Origin of the sequence: Legionella impletisoli, assembly GCF_900639875.1 — a bacterium.
Lineage (GTDB): Bacteria > Pseudomonadota > Gammaproteobacteria > Legionellales > Legionellaceae > Legionella_A > Legionella_A impletisoli.
The window spans coordinates 142,083-157,534 of the sequence record NZ_CAAAIA010000002.1; the positions used below are offsets into that span (position 1 = coordinate 142,083).

Sequence of the window (15,452 nt, forward strand, 5' to 3'; positions counted from 1 at the left end):
GCAGACTATGATAGCAAAGGAAAAATAAAATTGCCTGTTGATGCACAAGAAATGTCGATCGCAGCATAAACCGTCTGTGGACTATGTGGATAGTATGGATAACGATAAACCCGTTACCCACACTATCCACATGGGTCCACCAGACTCAATAACAGGTTAATATTTTAAAAACAAAAGATGTAAATCCGCTTCGTCTTTTGTCAGATTGGTTGATTAATGAATAGCTAATCTGTTATAACAAAGCGGACAATTCATGTGCTACGGATCCGGACAATTCTATTTGTCCCCAACATTACTGAGTAAGTAACGGTGACGAGGAAGAAACGATTTTGACCTTGTTTGTTCTTCTCACGTTCCTTTTGTCTATAATTTAAATGTATTTTTATGCAGGATATACCCATGGATATTAAAAACTACTTAGTGATTCTAACGGTGTTGTCATTTGCTCTAGCCAATTCCTTCGCCTTTGCTGTTGAACACGACAAAAAAGAAGTGGTGGCAACATTTAAAACAGAAGAGGGAAAAGAAATAAGATGTTTGGTGCATCAAGACGATAAGAAAATCGCAGAGACAATGCAGCAGGGAGCGATTCTTCAATTAATTTCCGATCCGTTAATTTTTGAATGGGATCCGCGTGGCAGGTGGACTGAATAGGTTTTTATAGGAGGTCAAGACAAATTACATGGATAGGCTCAGTAATGGTCATTATCGAACGTTCACATGATGTCTTCGTCCACAGTAAAAATCGACCTTCTAACGTGATATATTTTCTAATTTGCACTTGACAAAATGTCTATAAGAAGCCAAAATCTCGCCCGATTGTGGCTATGTAGCTCAGCTGGTTAGAGCGCAGCACTCATAATGCTGAGGTCGGTGGTTCGAGCCCACCCATAGCTACCACCCCTCCTCGTCTAGTAATTCACCATTCTTTCAGAAATTTTTGTAGAGACCTATTACAACGTTTCAATTTTAGTTATCATGAAACCATTCACAAACAAATGGTCTATTGATGCGAGTTTGGGTTTACATTTTATTATTTTTGTTTGCTTCGCTAGCCCATGCAGCGGATGTCGACATCAAAACTTCAACAGAAGATAAAGAAACCGTTTATCTTTTACATGTGGCTGCCTATTCAACTCAAAAGCAAGCCGATGATTTAAAAATCAAATTAGAACGTATCGTAAACGTTCCAGTTGAAATCGAATACCTGAATGAAAAAAAATTATATTTAGTTAAAGTCGGACCCATTAAAAACTTAGCCAATGCCCAATCGTTAAAAACAAAAATTGAATCGACACTCCATTCTTCACCTAAGCAATCATCCAGCACTGTTTGGAACTTAAGAAACGCCGATATCCGTGCCGTCATTGCAGAAGTCTCAAGAATCACGGGCAAAAACTTTTTAATTGATCCACGTGTTCAAGGTAAAATCACCATCGTTTCCAGCCAACCAATGAACGAAAAAGAACTGTATCAGGTCTTTTTATCCATGCTCCAAATCTCAGGATATGCGGCGATTCCATCAGGCGAGGTAATTAAAATCGTCCCGAACATTGAAGCCAAAACACTATCACCGGATTTGCTGAGTCAAATGCGAAAGCCCCCACAGGGTGACGACATGATGGTTCAAGTGATTCCGGTTAAATATGTTCCTGCCGAACAACTCGTACCCGTGCTTCGACCCCTTATGCCGCAATGGAGCAGTGTATCCGCGTATGCACCGTCCAACATGCTTATTCTTTCTGGACGCGCGAATAACATTCGTCAAATGGCTGAAATTATTAATCAGGTTGACAGCTCAAATGCTAGCGGAATCGACATGGTCCCGCTTAGGCATGCTCTAGCCATGGATATAGCCAATACGTTAAAAGATCTCATAAAAACCCAACCGGGCATTATGCATAGCCAAACAATGATTGCAGCCGACGATCGAAATAACGCAATTCTCATCAGCGGCAATAAAACAGAGCGAATACGTTTAAGGCTTTTAATCTCACAACTGGACAAACCCGGCCCTTACGGGAATGATAGCAACACACAAGTGATTTATTTAAGTTATGCTCGTGCGGAAGATTTAGTCCCTATTTTAGCCGGGATTGCTCAAGCTAGCTTTAGCGGCTTAGTCGGCACGACGATAGGCACCATTACAAGGCCGGTATTAGATAGTACAAACCCTGCTGCCAGTATGGGAGCAAATGCTTTAAGTGCGGTCTCTCCTCCCCCTGTTCCGTCTACGCCGGTAGCCCCTATTGCTCCTGGTGCTTTGCCTACAACTACAGCAACAGCCACACAAATTGAAGGAACCACCAAGCCTTCTGTTCAAATTATTGCTGAACCCAACACCAATTCTATTATTATTAATGCCCCGCCAACGCTTATACGCACTTTAAAATCAGTGATTAGCCAGCTAGATATTAAACCTGCTCAAATCTTAATTGAGGCGTTGGTAGCAGAAATTAACGAAAGTGATGTCTTAAATTTGGGTATTGAATGGGGAAGTGTGATTACAGATTCTGCTACAGACACAAGCACCTTTAGACCCGGGTTTGCCATATTAAATTCACACACATCCTTGGATCAATTTCAAGCGCAAATTTATGCGCTAGCACGGGAAAAGAAGGCAAATATCTTATCAACACCTTCTGTCGTTGTTTTGGATAATCGCCAAGCTAAAATTTTGATTGGAAAGCAGCTGTCCGTCGCAACCTCATCTTACCCAAACAACGCCGGTGGAACCACAACTGCAAGTCCATTTACCACATTTGACCGCATTAATGTCGCGTTGCATTTATATGTAAGGCCGCAAATTACCAGAGACAATGGCATTCAAATGCAAATCGATCAAGGAAACGATACGCTTGATCCTGTCAGTGCTGCAGATGCCTCCACTAACCCTATTTTTAATATCAGCGCTATTGTGACCTCCGTACATGTGGATAGTGGTGATATAATTGTATTAGGAGGATTAATTCAGGACAGTTTGGGTAATGATGATAATCGATTACCCATTCTCGGTGATATTCCTGGTGTGGGTAAATTATTTCAACACAACATCACCAGCCGGGAAAAAAAGGTACTCATGGTATTCATCAGACCGTTTATACTTAAAACAAGAGATCAGTATTTACAAGTAACGGGGACTAAATACCATCAAACAAGGGATATTCAATTAGAAATGGTACGTACTCAAGATTACAACGAGCATGATATGAATACAGTGCTTCCTCCTTGGAAAAACACTTCTCTACCTACACCATTTTGTAAACCTCCATGCAAAACAGCAGCCGTTATTCCGCCGAAATCTCAGTTTATGACTAAATAGCTATGAACGGAACCCAACCTCAAATTCCATATCATTTTGCAAAAAAGCATGGAATAGTTGCCGAATTATTTGAGGATGAGCATAAAGCCGTCGTTTATCATTTAAAAGAAACGCCTCTACAGGTTTTTGCAGAAATTAAACGCCTACTGCATTGTGATTTAACCTTAAAAGAAGTTGATTTTGATTTTTTCCAAAAAAAATTAGCGAATTTTTATCAGTCCCAGTCGTCTATTCGCGATGCGGCTGTTGGAATGACTGAAGAAATGGATTTGGATAAATTAGCCGATCAACTGCCTGATAGTGAAGATTTACTGGATACCCAAGATGATGCCCCCATCATCCGATTATTAAATGCTTTATTTACTCAAGCCATTAAACACCGTGCTTCTGATATTCATATTGAGACTTATGAAAATCGTGTGCTTGTTAGAAACAGAATCGATGGTGTGTTACAAGAAGTATTAGAAATCCAACGCAGTATTGCGCCTTTGGTTATTTCTCGCGTTAAAGTAATGGCTAAACTTGATATTGCTGAAAAGCGAATTCCTCAGGATGGCCGCATTGCCTTGCACATTGGAGGACATAATATCGATGTTCGAGTTTCCACACTTCCTTCCAATCATGGGGAGCGCATTGTATTGCGGATACTTGATCAACAAGCCGCACAACTTGATTTAAATAGTCTTGGCATGTCTAAGAAAACTCAATCGACCATTCGGAAACTAATTTCTCAGCCTCACGGCATTTTTTTGGTTACAGGACCAACTGGCTCAGGTAAGACCACGTCTTTGTATGCCATGCTTAAGGAATTGAACCAAGTCAGTCGTAATATTTTAACCATTGAGGACCCCATTGAATATGACTTGCAAGGTATTGGCCAAACTCAAGTCAACCCTAAAGTTCAAATGACCTTTGCCAAGGGTTTACGCGCAATTTTGCGTCAGGATCCAGATGTGGTTATGATTGGTGAGATTCGCGATTTAGAAACCGCTGAAATTGCTGTTCAAGCGAGTTTAACCGGTCATTTGGTTTTTTCTACCCTGCATACGAATACTGCGTTAGGAGCTTTGGTTCGCTTAAAAGATATAGGGGTTGAATCATTTCTTCTTTCTTCAAGTATTATTGGCCTAATGGCCCAACGTTTAGTTAGAAAGCTTTGTCAAGCGTGTAAAAAGCCGCATAACCTTAGAGACGACGAGCTGGACTTGATGGGACTTAGTAACAAACAAAATGTTCAAGTCTATGAACCGAACGGCTGCGAACTATGCGGGCACTCCGGCTATAAAGGGCGAACAGGAATTTATGAAATTATTACCATTGATGAAACCCTTCGAAGTATGATTCATCGAAATGAAGATCAAGCAACGATCGAACACTACATACGTCCAACGATGCCAAGCATCCAGTCCGATGGATTTCAACGCGTACTTGCTGGAGAAACATCACTGTCGGAAATACTTCGCGTCACCCATACCTAAACTATGATTTGGCTCTTTGCGATGATAAAAAAGCTTCCTACCCCCCTTAAAAAAGAAGGGCTATATTCAGGGATGATTATGTCCCTAAGTGCTGTCATTGCCTTTTCTTTATATCGTTATTTTCAATGGTCGGAAGGCTATTGGGCTGTTATTTCAATTGCCGCAGTAACTCAAGCTAAAGTAAACAACACAAACTTTAAAATTCTGTTGCGCTTACTTGGGACAGTAATCGGTGCCACTAGCGCTTATTATTTTGTACGATTACTGCCTGAGTCGTTTCTCACGCCTGTGTTTTTCATTTGCATCTTTTTGGCTATATTACTCACCTTAGCCGCAACCCATTATCGCTATTTAATGATCATTACTGGATTAACATTTACCTTAGTCGTTGCAGCAGGACTTACCCATAATGTCGAACAAATGGCTCTTTGGCGAACCTATGAAGTGATCGTTGGATGTTTTATTTGTTCGTTACTTAGTTTATTGGCTGGACATTATATGCCGGAAATTAAGGGGGAGCCCATTAAGCGTCAATTTGAGTTTGTATTCAAAAAGAGCATGCTCCTTGAAGCGTTCATGATGAGCCTTGCGTGTGGGCTTACCTTTTTAACCTGGCGATGGTTTAACTATCCGTTAGGCTTCTGGGCCACCATCAGTTGCCTTTTCGTTTTGGAAGAAAATATAGGTAAAACAGTACAAAACGCTTGGAAGCGAATTTTAGCTCATTTATTGGTTGCCTTGTTTGCAGGCCTTGTTGCACTATTTATTACATCAAATAACCCTTGGATTTTAGTCCCGTTAGCCATTGGTTTATTTGCCTGTGGCTATTGCTTAGCCTTACAGCCACGTTTGGCCAACATGGCTAATACAATGGGCATTGCTTTATCGGTAGTCTTACTGCTTGATGTGCCAGGTTTGAGCCAAGAGGTTATTGTTTTTGCTCGATTTTTTAATGTGATTTACGGTGTATCCATTGCTTTTTTAATTATTTACTTAGTTGGCTTATTTCAGAAATCTATGAATTCCAAAACGAAGGAGACGCAAGTTAAATAGCTTAATTCGATGCTCCCCTTCTTCTTTGTTACTCCTCCACTTCTTCTCTGGAAATACGCCACGTCGTACCTTCAGAACCATCTTCAATTTCAACACCTTTATCGAGCAACTGATTTCGAATTTCGTCGGCTTTTGCCCAGTTTCGCTCTTTACGAGCCTCGTTTCGTTCTTTAATTAACGTTTCAATCCATTCTTTATCTTTTTCAGTCAGTCCTGCTTGTAAAAAATCATCCGGTGCTTCCGTTAAGATCCCTAAAACACCCGCAAGTTTGTACAAGGTTGCTGCAAGCTTAGACGATTTAGTTTTATTGACCTCATGACTCAACTGAAACAATACAGCTAATGCTTCGGGAGTATTAAAATCATCATTCATGACTTTATTAAATTTAGCTATCCAACTCTTATCTACGTCGTCTTTATCAAAAGATAGGCCTTTTAGTGACTGATATAGTCTAACCAATCCTTTATAAGCATTTTCTAAATTTTCATCAGAATAATTCAAAGGGCTTCGGTAATGACTGCTTAATAAAAAATAACGTACCGTCTCAGGATGATACTTTTTTAATACCGCTTCAATAGTCAGAAAATTTCCTGTGGATTTAGCCATTTTTTCATTATTGATTTGCAGTAATCCGACATGGAGCCAATAATGCGCAAACGCATGCCCGGTTGCGCCTTCACTTTGCGCAATTTCGTTTTCATGATGGGGAAATTGTAAATCAACGCCACCACCATGAATATCAAATTGCTCACCCAATTCTTCCATAGCCATCGCTGAGCATTCAATGTGCCATCCAGGTCTTCCGAGACCCCAAGGAGATGGCCAGCTTGGCTCACCAGGTTTTGCCATTTTCCATAAAACAAAATCTAGTGGAGAACGTTTATCTTTTGTGACTTCAATGCGTGCACCCGCTTCCAATCCTTCTAGGTCTTTGTGAGATAGTTTTCCATACCCTTCAAAATTTGGAACGTGAAAACATACATCACCCGTTGCGGTAATATAGGCACATCCTTTGTTAATTAAGCGTTGTATTAGTGCGATGATCGCATCAATATTTTCTGTCGCTCGGGGTTGCTTATCTGGGGGTAAAATTTTAAGTGCCCGAGTATCGAGATCCATCGCTTCGATATATTTTGCTGTTAATTTTTGGATGGGCATATTGCGTTCAATAGCTCGATTTATGATCTTATCATCAATATCCGTGATGTTACGAACGAACGTTACATCAAACCCTTGGGTACGCAAAAATCGAACAATTACATCAAAACAAACCATGGCCCGAGCATGACCAAGATGGCAGCGGTCGTATACCGTAATGCCACAGACATACATCCCAATTTTGCCAGGTCTCATGGGAATGAATAGTTCTTTTTTTCGAGTTAATGAGTTATAGACCTTCAGCATGCTAGTGTCCTTATTTTTGATTGGGATCCGGTTAGAAGATCTTGATCATAATTCCTTAGCCCAAGTATCTTTTAAACTAACCACGCGATGAAACGCAGTGGTTTTTTGATTATCTACTTCATTAACCGCATAATACCCTAAACGTTCAAATTGAAACACCTCGCTCGCGGGTTGATTCGCTAAAGAAGGTTCACAATACCCATTAGAAATCTGCAATGAATCGTAGTTGATGAATTGCAGAAAATCTTCCTCTCGCCCTGGATTTGGATCCGTAAACAAACGATCGTACTGGAAAATTTTAACCGGGTGTGCGTGTTGAGCTGAAACCCAATGTATAACACCCTTCACTTTGCGACCTTCAGGATTTTTACCCAATGTGTTTTCATCATAGCTACAATGAAGTTCCACCACATGACCTTGTTCGTCATGAATAACTTTTTCGCATCGTATTACATAGGCATTGCGCAATCGAACTTCAGCTCCAGGCGATAATCGGAAGAACTTTTTAGGGGGATTTTCCATAAAATCATCCGCCTCAATGTATAATTCACGACAAAAAGGTAAAGCACGAAGTCCGAATTCAGGGTTTTGAGGATGGTATGGCGCGTTGAGTTCTTCTACCCTGTTTTCTGGATAATTTAAAATGACAACTTTTATCGGGTTTAAGACACACATGGCTCGTTTTGCCGTTTTATTGAGCTCATCACGAACGCATTCCTCCATGAGTGACATATCAATCACAGAATCACTGCGAGAAATTCCAATGAGCTCACAAAATTCACGTATTGCTTTAGGAGGATAGCCTCGTTTTCGCATGCCACGTATCGTTGGAAGACGAGGATCATCCCAGCCACTGACATAGTTTTCTTCGACCAGTTGTCTAAGTTTCCGTTTGCTTGTAACGGTATGCGATAAGTTCAACCTAGCAAATTCGGTCTGAACCGGTCTAGCTGGCACCGGTAAATGTTCAATTAGCCAATCATACAACGGTCTGTGATCTTGAAACTCTAATGTGCACAAAGAATGGGTAATATGTTCTAAAGCATCCGACAATGGGTGGGCGTAATCGTACATAGGATAAATACACCATTGATCACCGGTTTGTTGATGCGTGGCATGACGAATTCGGTAAAGAACTGGATCACGCATGTTTAGATTGCCTGATTGCATGTCTATCTTAGCTCGCAATACATGAGCGCCGTCTTCAAACTCACCGGTTTTCATTCGCCGAAATAAATCTAGATTCTCTTCTATCGAGCGATTACGATAAGGACTTTCACGACCCGGTTCTTGCAACGTGCCACGATATTCGCGAATGGCTTCCATGCTTAAACTATCAACGTAAGCCAATCCCTTTTGGATTAGTAATTCTGCATAGTCATAAAGCGCTTGATAATAATCGGAAGAATGCGTTTTAGCATACCAATCAAACCCAAGCCAATGCACATCTTCAATAATTCCCTTTACAAACGCTTCTTCCTCTTTCATTGGATTTGTGTCATCAAATCGCAAGTAACAACGGCCATTGAATTCTTCTGCTAATCCAAAGTTTAAACAAATCGACTTGGCATGGCCAACATGTAAAAAACCATTGGGCTCCGGTGGGAACCGGGTTACTACCTCTTTGTGTTTACCGAGTGTTAAATCGTCTTTGATTAATTGACGAATAAAGTGAGGTCTTTTTTCAATGCTATCGGTCATTCTTTCAATTCCAAAATAAATGTTTTAGCATGGATGGTTATCCATCGCTTGCCGCATTTCAGCTATAAACGATTTTCCAGCTTCTAATGGATCTCTCTGGTTCTTATAAGCATGGTGTATTGTATCAATTAAAGCGGCTCCCACAATCACACCATCTGCAAATTGTGCGATGCGAGCCGCTATTTCTGGCGTTTTAATTCCAAATCCCACCATGAGTGGTAATCGGGACTGCGCTTTGCGACGAGAATAATCATGTTTTACGGATTCCAAATCCAATGCATTCGAACCGGTCACACCTTTTAATGAAACATAATATAAATATCCACTTCCCAGTCGATTCACCTGCGACATACGCTCGTCAGAAGTAGTTGGAGAGCACAGATAAATTGCATGAACACCATATTGTTCCCACAAAGGAGCCACGGTTTCGCTTTCTTCAGGTGGCAAATCAACAAGAATGGTTCCGTCTACCCCAACCTGCTTAACTCGTTTTATGAACGTTTCATAGCCATATTGCTCAATCGGATTAAGATAGCCCATTAAAATGATAGGCGTTTCAGTATTTTTTGTTCGAAATTCAGCGACCATATTCAAGACATCATCCATGCATACTCCATGCGCTAATGCTCTTTCCATTGCGCCTTGAATAACTGGACCTTCAGCCATAGGATCTGAAAAAGGAACGCCAATTTCCAATGCATCTGCTCCGCCTTCAACTAACGCATGCATCAGGGATACGGTAAAATCAGGCTCTGGATCACCTGCCGTAATATAAGGGCTTAGCATTTTCTTTTTAGATTCATTTAGCCTTGTGAGTGTCTCATCAATTCGATTCATAGTGTTATGCCTTCTAGTTTAGCCACCGTATGAATATCTTTATCCCCACGCCCAGATAAATTGACGACGATTTGTTGCTGAGGGGTCATAGTTTTCGCTAATTTCATTCCGTAAGCCACCGCGTGGCTTGATTCCAAAGCAGGAATAATGCCTTCAATCTTGCATAAGACATGAAATGCTTCTAAGGCTTCGTCGTCGTTAATAGCAACATATTTAACCCGCCCTATATCGTTTAAATAAGCATGTTCTGGTCCAACCCCAGGATAATCTAATCCGGCTGAAATCGAATGCGTATCCATGATTTGACCTTGCTCATCACACAATAAATAGGTCCGATTACCATGTAAAACACCAGGCTTGCCACCTAGAAGTGAGGCTGCATGCTGGCCACTATCCAACCCCTTTCCACCCGCCTCTACACCATAGATTGTTACATCTTTATCCTTTAAAAAAGGATAAAATAATCCAATTGCATTTGAGCCCCCACCAACACAAGCTACTAAGGCATCGGGTAAACGAGTGGTTTTTTCTAAGAGTTGCTGCCGTGCTTCCTCACCAATAACGGATTGAAAATCACGAACCATTTGTGGGTAAGGATGAGGGCCGGCTGCTGTTCCAATAATATAAAATGTATCATCCACATGGCTAACCCAGTCTCTCATTGCCTCGTTTAATGCATCTTTTAAAGTTTTGGAACCAGAATGAACGGGAATTACAGTTGCACCTAATAATTTCATTCGATAGACATTGATGGCTTGCCGTTCAATATCCTCAGCTCCCATATAAACCACGCATTCCATGCCATATTTTGCCGCAACCGTTGCAGAAGCTACGCCATGCTGCCCTGCACCAGTTTCCGCTATAATGCGCTTTTTACCCATTCGTTTGGCTAATAATGCCTGACCTATCGTATTATTAATTTTGTGCGCACCGGTATGATTTAAATCTTCTCGTTTTAAATAAATCTCTGCTCCACCGATTGTTTGGCTTAGATTTTTAGCATGATACAGCGGTGTTTCTCTTCCGACGTATTGGATTAATTCAGATTTAAATTCAGCCTGAAAATCAGGATCATGACGTACTTTCTCATATGCCTGTTGTAGTTCTTGCAATGCATGAACTAAAGTATCGGCGACAAACATTCCGCCATATGGACCAAAGTGGCCGTATTGATCTGGAAGTTCTTGTTCGCTCATAGTTACTCCATAGTTTGCATAAATTGTTTCATTTTTTGGTGATCTTTTATTCCTGGTGATGACTCCACTCCGCTGCAAACATCAATGGCATATAAGGGGAGGCTTGAAATAGCAGCCATAACGTTCTGAGTATTTATACCTCCAGCAAGAATGATAGGTAAGGGTAATTGCTGGGGTATCATGGCCCAATCAAACGTTTGACCACTCCCTCCACGCTGGCTTGATGGCGTATCCAGTAATATTCCTGACGCGTTAGGGTATTTATTTGCCTCTTGTAAGATGGATTCATAAGAAGTTGCTGAAATAGCCTTGATGTAGGGCTTAGAAAATTGTTCACAAAACTCGCTGGACTCATCTCCATGAAACTGCAAAATATGCACAGGAATGTCACGAATCACTTCTTCTACAAACTGACGCTCAGGATTTACAAAAACCGCAACAAGACTCATGAAGGGTGGAAGATTTTTTGATAACTGCTTCGCATTTGAAAGCGTGATGCAGCGAGCGCTTTGTGAATAGAAAATTAACCCAACTGCATCGACGCCTAAGGAAACAGCCAATTCAATATCTTGCCGCTGCGTCATTCCGCACATTTTTACACGGACACGCCCCATGAATTAACATCCCCCAAGAAATAAAGGCGTATTATTTCCTTTGATTACCCCAAATTCTTTCGGATATACAACCTCAGTTAAGTAAAGTCCGTAAGGTGGTGCTGTTTCAGCACCCATTCTTCGATCTTTGGCGGCTAATACCTCATTGACCCACGGAACTGGCTGACGCCCAGAACCCACGGCTATCAATACACCAGCTATATTTCTAACCATGTGGTGTAAAAATGCATTGGCGCAAATATCGATAATTACGAAATCTCCCTTACGAGCCACTTGCAAATGCTGTACATTGCGCATTGGAGAATTCGATTGACACTCAATAGAACGAAAAGAAGTAAAATCTTGCTCGCCCAATAAAAATTGGCTAGCTTCATTCATAAGGCGATGATTTAACTGACGATATTGCCAAGTCACATTCGAACGTAATAAACCAGGCCGTATAGGCGCATTATAAATCACATAAAGATAACGTCTGGAAAGTGCGGAAAATCTGGCATGAAATGTGTCAGGCATTTCTCGCCCCCATTTAATACAAACGTCTTTAGGCAAAAAAGAATTAGTGCCATGAATCCATGAACGAATGGTTCGCTCTTTTTCCGTATCAAAATGAATGATTTGATGGGTTGCATGAACCCCTGTATCTGTTCGGCCCGCGCAAATAACGTTGACGTCCTCATCCGCAACCTTACTTAAAGCATTTTCAATGACTTGTTGAACTGTGCGCAGACCGGCTTGCGATTGCCAGCCGTGATATTGACTGCCATCGTATTCAACCATCAAAGCAATGCGCATAAACCAAAATCTCACTAAAATCGCCAATGTATAACACTGTTATAGATTTGTCTAGGCTATTTGTCGAATGGTGTCATTCTCGACCACCTTTAAGATCGAGTAAGGAAGGACTGTCTACCAGCACTGATCTTTATACGTGGGATTGTTGGTAAAATAGCATAATTTACATCTAAGGTTTCCAAGAAGTAAGCGTGCCCCCTGCACGTAATCGGGTTTTTTCAGAGGGAAAAACCTAAAATGCTGGGAAATATAATACATTTCCATGGACAACCACACCAACACATGCTGGAACATTAGGCCATGTTAGTTTATCTTGATTCAATGTGATTGGGCATTCTCGAATCAATCCATTGTTCCCTAATATCTTCACAACGGTTTGTCCTTGTGGAAAATATACGGTTTTATCGCGAGAATCCCATCGGACCACTTGGTCATTTACAGTAATGGTCATGCCAGCGGCAATTCCTAAGCCAAACGATTTACTATCGCCGCTTGGAGCAGCTTGCGGCAATGGATTTGGTAAACCAATATAGATATCCCCATTGTTTTGCGTTTGCAACACCAATCCGCCGCTACAGAGTAAACCTGTGTCTTGAATAATGGATAGTGAATCGCCTGATTTTCCAATCATACAGCTTGCGCTAATGTCATGTTGATAAGCAATTAAATTAATCTGGGTAGCATTACCTAAATTATCTAGCGCGATTTTAGAGCCATTGGTGACTATGTGATGTAAAAACTCGGCATACATGGAAGGATCCATACCAAATACGACGTATTTAGGTGCCTCTGGCAAAACTCCACCATCCCCGGTATCGGGGATATCAGCGGGCAAATAAACGTGTATTTTTTCATTTCCTTCTTTCACGATATTAAGTCGTAAACACAGCTCTCCTTGTCCACGCGTAACATTATCAGGACTTATCGTTAAATTACAGGAAGCGGATTTATTGCCTTGAAAGGCTTTTAAAACAGAGTTTTGAGGCAACTGAGATGCTTCAATTGGTTCTGCGTTGTTCAAGATCCTGTCATTCAGTGCTGCGCTCACTCCGAATGTCGGGTTAAAATTAAATTGTACTTTAAAGGTTGCTTTAGGTGGCTGTGGGGCTTCAGGGAATGTCAAAGTTTTAGTGGTGTTATTAATAATCAGCTGAGCACACAGTGTGCCGCTATCGCCAGTAACTTGCTGGTTTGTATCCACTTTAAGAACACACTGTGAGGCATCTTCTAGGAGTTTAACCACAGCGCCATTGACTATATTAAGTTCCTGGTTATTAGATACAGGTTGTTCATTATAGGTTGCTTTAACCCCTTCTGGCACAATCGCTTTAAACTTAATTTCACTGGGTTGTTGGTCTTCTTTAGGGCAAAAAATTAATTCAAATTTGGTTTGCGGTCCACAACGTGCGAGTCCTTTGGCGTCATCATAAGCATACGTATAGGAATTGCATTGTTGGATTTGGGTCACAGCTTGTGCATAACTACTTCTAGCAGCGGGGCCTGCGCTACATTGTCCGCTTGAAATGGGTGGTGTCGGACAACAATACATTTGGGCTTCAGGTGATTCTGGCGTTAGACCGCCTAAAATATGTTTCCAACCACCGGCATCACTTCCACCATCACTACCCTGGGCCGTGGTTAACTTAGCGCAGGGACTAAAACAACCAATGGATTCTCCAGTCTCTTTTTCAACCCACTGTAAATTAACTTCTGTGACATTTACTCCATTAATGGTATTGAATTGACCTTCAGTTGATAAGTTTGCACTTGCTGGACATAAGGTTGGTTTTAATCCTCCGCAATTCACCCCTGGATCGGTTAAGACTTGTTCAGAGTGCAAATCTAAGCAAGTGTTTTGATGGTTTATGACGTTCACAGCGTAAGGTAAGGTGTAACCATCAACTGCAGAACCATTCCACCAGGTCTCAGGACCTAAATTTTGTCCTGGAGCGCTGGGATTTGGTGCACAAAGAGAAGGGTTATGATTAAATATCGCAGCAACACATCCCCACGTTGCTTCAAATTTGCTATTGATATCCGGCGCATAAGGAGGCTTCTGCCAGCCTTTTGATTCGGCTTCAGGTACGGCAGTACTTTCACCAACCTTACAGTTATACCCATGTTCGTTACATCCTTTTTTAGCCCAAAATCTTGTCGATGCAAGCCCTTTATCTGGGATGGCATAATCATATGCTAAACCAGGAGCTATCTCTACTACATTGGGATCATTCGTTGGGTTTTTAAAATCTTGTTGAATCCATAATGGTTCATCGCATTGATTGGTAACCCTGAATCGACTAGTTTGTTGAGTATCAGGTGTGGTAACCCCTGCTATGCCATCCAAAGAAATGAAGCAGATAACTAAACCTATTAAGATATGTTTAATCTTTAGATGCGGCACATTCGTCATGAAGTCACCTATTTATAACACATATTGTAAGTATAGATGCCACGAAAGCGGCGAGTTGCTATTTTACTATTTCTTAACGTTTATGCTACTTAAAAGCTAACTCAGAGGCTTTATGGGGAGCCAGCACAGTTGTGCAGTTCGAAGAACTGTTTTCAGAGGTTTTGGCAAACAAAGAGTTTATTTCTAAAGAAGAGCTCACTGGTAATTCATAATCTAATCCATGCGTACGACAATACTCATTAAACGGAATTTTTTCCGCTTCACGGATGCCTACAAATGTAAACAGGCTATTCAACAAGTCCTTTAAAAGTTCGGTTGCCTCATCTTTTAGGAATATATAATCATTTGAAGAAATTTCTACGGTATTATTCCTATTAGGAAACTTTTTATAATCTTTGTATTTTTCTTTAAATTTGACTATAAAATCTAAAAAAACATTACCGTAATCCGTATAGGATAGCTTAACGTCTAAAATCACATCAGAGGGATCGCATAAATCAAACTTTAATCGGATGTGATCAATATTTGTAATGTTTTTATCATGAGGCGTTAAAACTATACTTCCCTCATCTTCTTTAAGGTTAAGCCTAGGTAGAGGCATGTCTGATCTCCTTATAGGTCCATTCAAACGCATTCATCTTATA

Annotated in this window: 12 protein-coding genes and 1 tRNA gene; 5 read left to right on the top strand and 8 right to left on the bottom strand. The window is 41.0% G+C overall.

What is annotated here, in order from left to right; all coding sequences use genetic code 11:
• Positions 1-399: 399 nt before the first annotated feature.
• From E1O41_RS02925 to E1O41_RS02945, 5 genes are all read left to right on the top strand, one after another.
• The gene (locus tag E1O41_RS02925) at positions 400-654 is read left to right on the top strand and encodes a hypothetical protein (RefSeq protein ID WP_131775824.1); all 255 of its coding nucleotides are present in this window, start codon (positions 400-402) and stop codon (positions 652-654) included.
• Between the two features lie 169 nt (positions 655-823).
• Positions 824-900 (top strand) — tRNA-Met (locus tag E1O41_RS02930).
• Between the two features lie 109 nt (positions 901-1,009).
• Positions 1,010-3,322 (top strand): GspD family T2SS secretin variant LspD, encoded by a 2,313-nt coding sequence (gene lspD, locus E1O41_RS02935; RefSeq protein ID WP_131775825.1) that lies wholly within the window; start codon positions 1,010-1,012, stop codon positions 3,320-3,322.
• Positions 3,323-3,324: 2 nt separating this feature from the next.
• Positions 3,325-4,800: a GspE family T2SS ATPase variant LspE gene (gene lspE, locus E1O41_RS02940; protein WP_131775826.1), complete on the top strand. Its 1,476-nt coding sequence runs from the start codon at positions 3,325-3,327 to the stop codon at positions 4,798-4,800.
• Between the two features lie 21 nt (positions 4,801-4,821).
• Positions 4,822-5,853, top strand: a complete 1,032-nt coding sequence (locus E1O41_RS02945) for an FUSC family protein (RefSeq protein WP_165481086.1) — start codon at positions 4,822-4,824, stop codon at positions 5,851-5,853.
• Between the two features lie 28 nt (positions 5,854-5,881).
• Here the strand turns inward: E1O41_RS02945 and cysS are convergent, their stop codons facing one another.
• From cysS to E1O41_RS02985, 8 genes are all read right to left on the bottom strand, one after another.
• Entirely contained in the window at positions 5,882-7,258 is a 1,377-nt protein-coding gene (gene cysS, locus E1O41_RS02950) for a cysteine--tRNA ligase (protein ID WP_131775828.1), read from the bottom strand.
• A 45-nt stretch (positions 7,259-7,303) separates the two neighbouring features.
• The gene (locus E1O41_RS02955; RefSeq protein ID WP_131775829.1) at positions 7,304-8,959 is read right to left on the bottom strand and encodes a glutamine--tRNA ligase/YqeY domain fusion protein; all 1,656 of its coding nucleotides are present in this window, start codon (positions 8,957-8,959) and stop codon (positions 7,304-7,306) included.
• Positions 8,960-8,983: 24 nt separating this feature from the next.
• Positions 8,984-9,796 carry a tryptophan synthase subunit alpha gene (trpA, locus tag E1O41_RS02960; protein WP_131775830.1) on the bottom strand — a complete coding sequence of 271 codons (813 nt, stop codon included), beginning with the start codon at positions 9,794-9,796 and terminating at the stop codon, positions 8,984-8,986.
• Complete coding sequence (gene trpB, locus E1O41_RS02965) at positions 9,793-10,992, bottom strand: tryptophan synthase subunit beta (RefSeq protein ID WP_131775831.1); 1,200 nt, start codon at positions 10,990-10,992, stop codon at positions 9,793-9,795. The genes trpA and trpB overlap by 4 nt, the downstream gene beginning before the upstream one ends.
• A 2-nt stretch (positions 10,993-10,994) precedes the next feature.
• The gene (locus tag E1O41_RS02970) at positions 10,995-11,606 is read right to left on the bottom strand and encodes a phosphoribosylanthranilate isomerase (protein ID WP_229669316.1); all 612 of its coding nucleotides are present in this window, start codon (positions 11,604-11,606) and stop codon (positions 10,995-10,997) included.
• A 3-nt stretch (positions 11,607-11,609) separates the two neighbouring features.
• Positions 11,610-12,398 (bottom strand): tRNA pseudouridine(38-40) synthase TruA, encoded by a 789-nt coding sequence (truA, locus tag E1O41_RS02975; RefSeq protein WP_131776023.1) that lies wholly within the window; start codon positions 12,396-12,398, stop codon positions 11,610-11,612.
• Between the two features lie 232 nt (positions 12,399-12,630).
• Positions 12,631-14,808: a glycoside hydrolase 64/thaumatin family protein gene (locus E1O41_RS02980; RefSeq protein WP_131775832.1), complete on the bottom strand. Its 2,178-nt coding sequence runs from the start codon at positions 14,806-14,808 to the stop codon at positions 12,631-12,633.
• Positions 14,809-14,893: 85 nt separating this feature from the next.
• Positions 14,894-15,409 carry a hypothetical protein gene (locus tag E1O41_RS02985; protein WP_131775833.1) on the bottom strand — a complete coding sequence of 172 codons (516 nt, stop codon included), beginning with the start codon at positions 15,407-15,409 and terminating at the stop codon, positions 14,894-14,896.
• Between the last annotated feature and the right edge of the window lie 43 nt (positions 15,410-15,452).

What these genes read in the sequence shown, in the direction of transcription:
- trpB (WP_131775831.1), bottom strand. Translation starts at nt 10,992, where the DNA reads ATGAGCGAACAAGAACTTCCAGATCAATACGGCCACTTTGGTCCATAT.
- E1O41_RS02955 (WP_131775829.1), bottom strand. Translation starts at nt 8,959, where the DNA reads ATGACCGATAGCATTGAAAAAAGACCTCACTTTATTCGTCAATTAATC.
- E1O41_RS02925 (WP_131775824.1), top strand. Translation starts at nt 400, where the DNA reads ATGGATATTAAAAACTACTTAGTGATTCTAACGGTGTTGTCATTTGCT.
- truA (WP_131776023.1), bottom strand. Translation starts at nt 12,398, where the DNA reads ATGCGCATTGCTTTGATGGTTGAATACGATGGCAGTCAATATCACGGC.
- E1O41_RS02985 (WP_131775833.1), bottom strand. Translation starts at nt 15,409, where the DNA reads ATGCCTCTACCTAGGCTTAACCTTAAAGAAGATGAGGGAAGTATAGTT.
- lspE (WP_131775826.1), top strand. Translation starts at nt 3,325, where the DNA reads ATGAACGGAACCCAACCTCAAATTCCATATCATTTTGCAAAAAAGCAT.
- lspD (WP_131775825.1), top strand. Translation starts at nt 1,010, where the DNA reads ATGCGAGTTTGGGTTTACATTTTATTATTTTTGTTTGCTTCGCTAGCC.
- cysS (WP_131775828.1), bottom strand. Translation starts at nt 7,258, where the DNA reads ATGCTGAAGGTCTATAACTCATTAACTCGAAAAAAAGAACTATTCATT.
- E1O41_RS02980 (WP_131775832.1), bottom strand. Translation starts at nt 14,808, where the DNA reads ATGACGAATGTGCCGCATCTAAAGATTAAACATATCTTAATAGGTTTA.
- E1O41_RS02970 (WP_229669316.1), bottom strand. Translation starts at nt 11,606, where the DNA reads ATGGGGCGTGTCCGTGTAAAAATGTGCGGAATGACGCAGCGGCAAGAT.
- trpA (WP_131775830.1), bottom strand. Translation starts at nt 9,796, where the DNA reads ATGAATCGAATTGATGAGACACTCACAAGGCTAAATGAATCTAAAAAG.
- E1O41_RS02945 (WP_165481086.1), top strand. Translation starts at nt 4,822, where the DNA reads ATGATAAAAAAGCTTCCTACCCCCCTTAAAAAAGAAGGGCTATATTCA.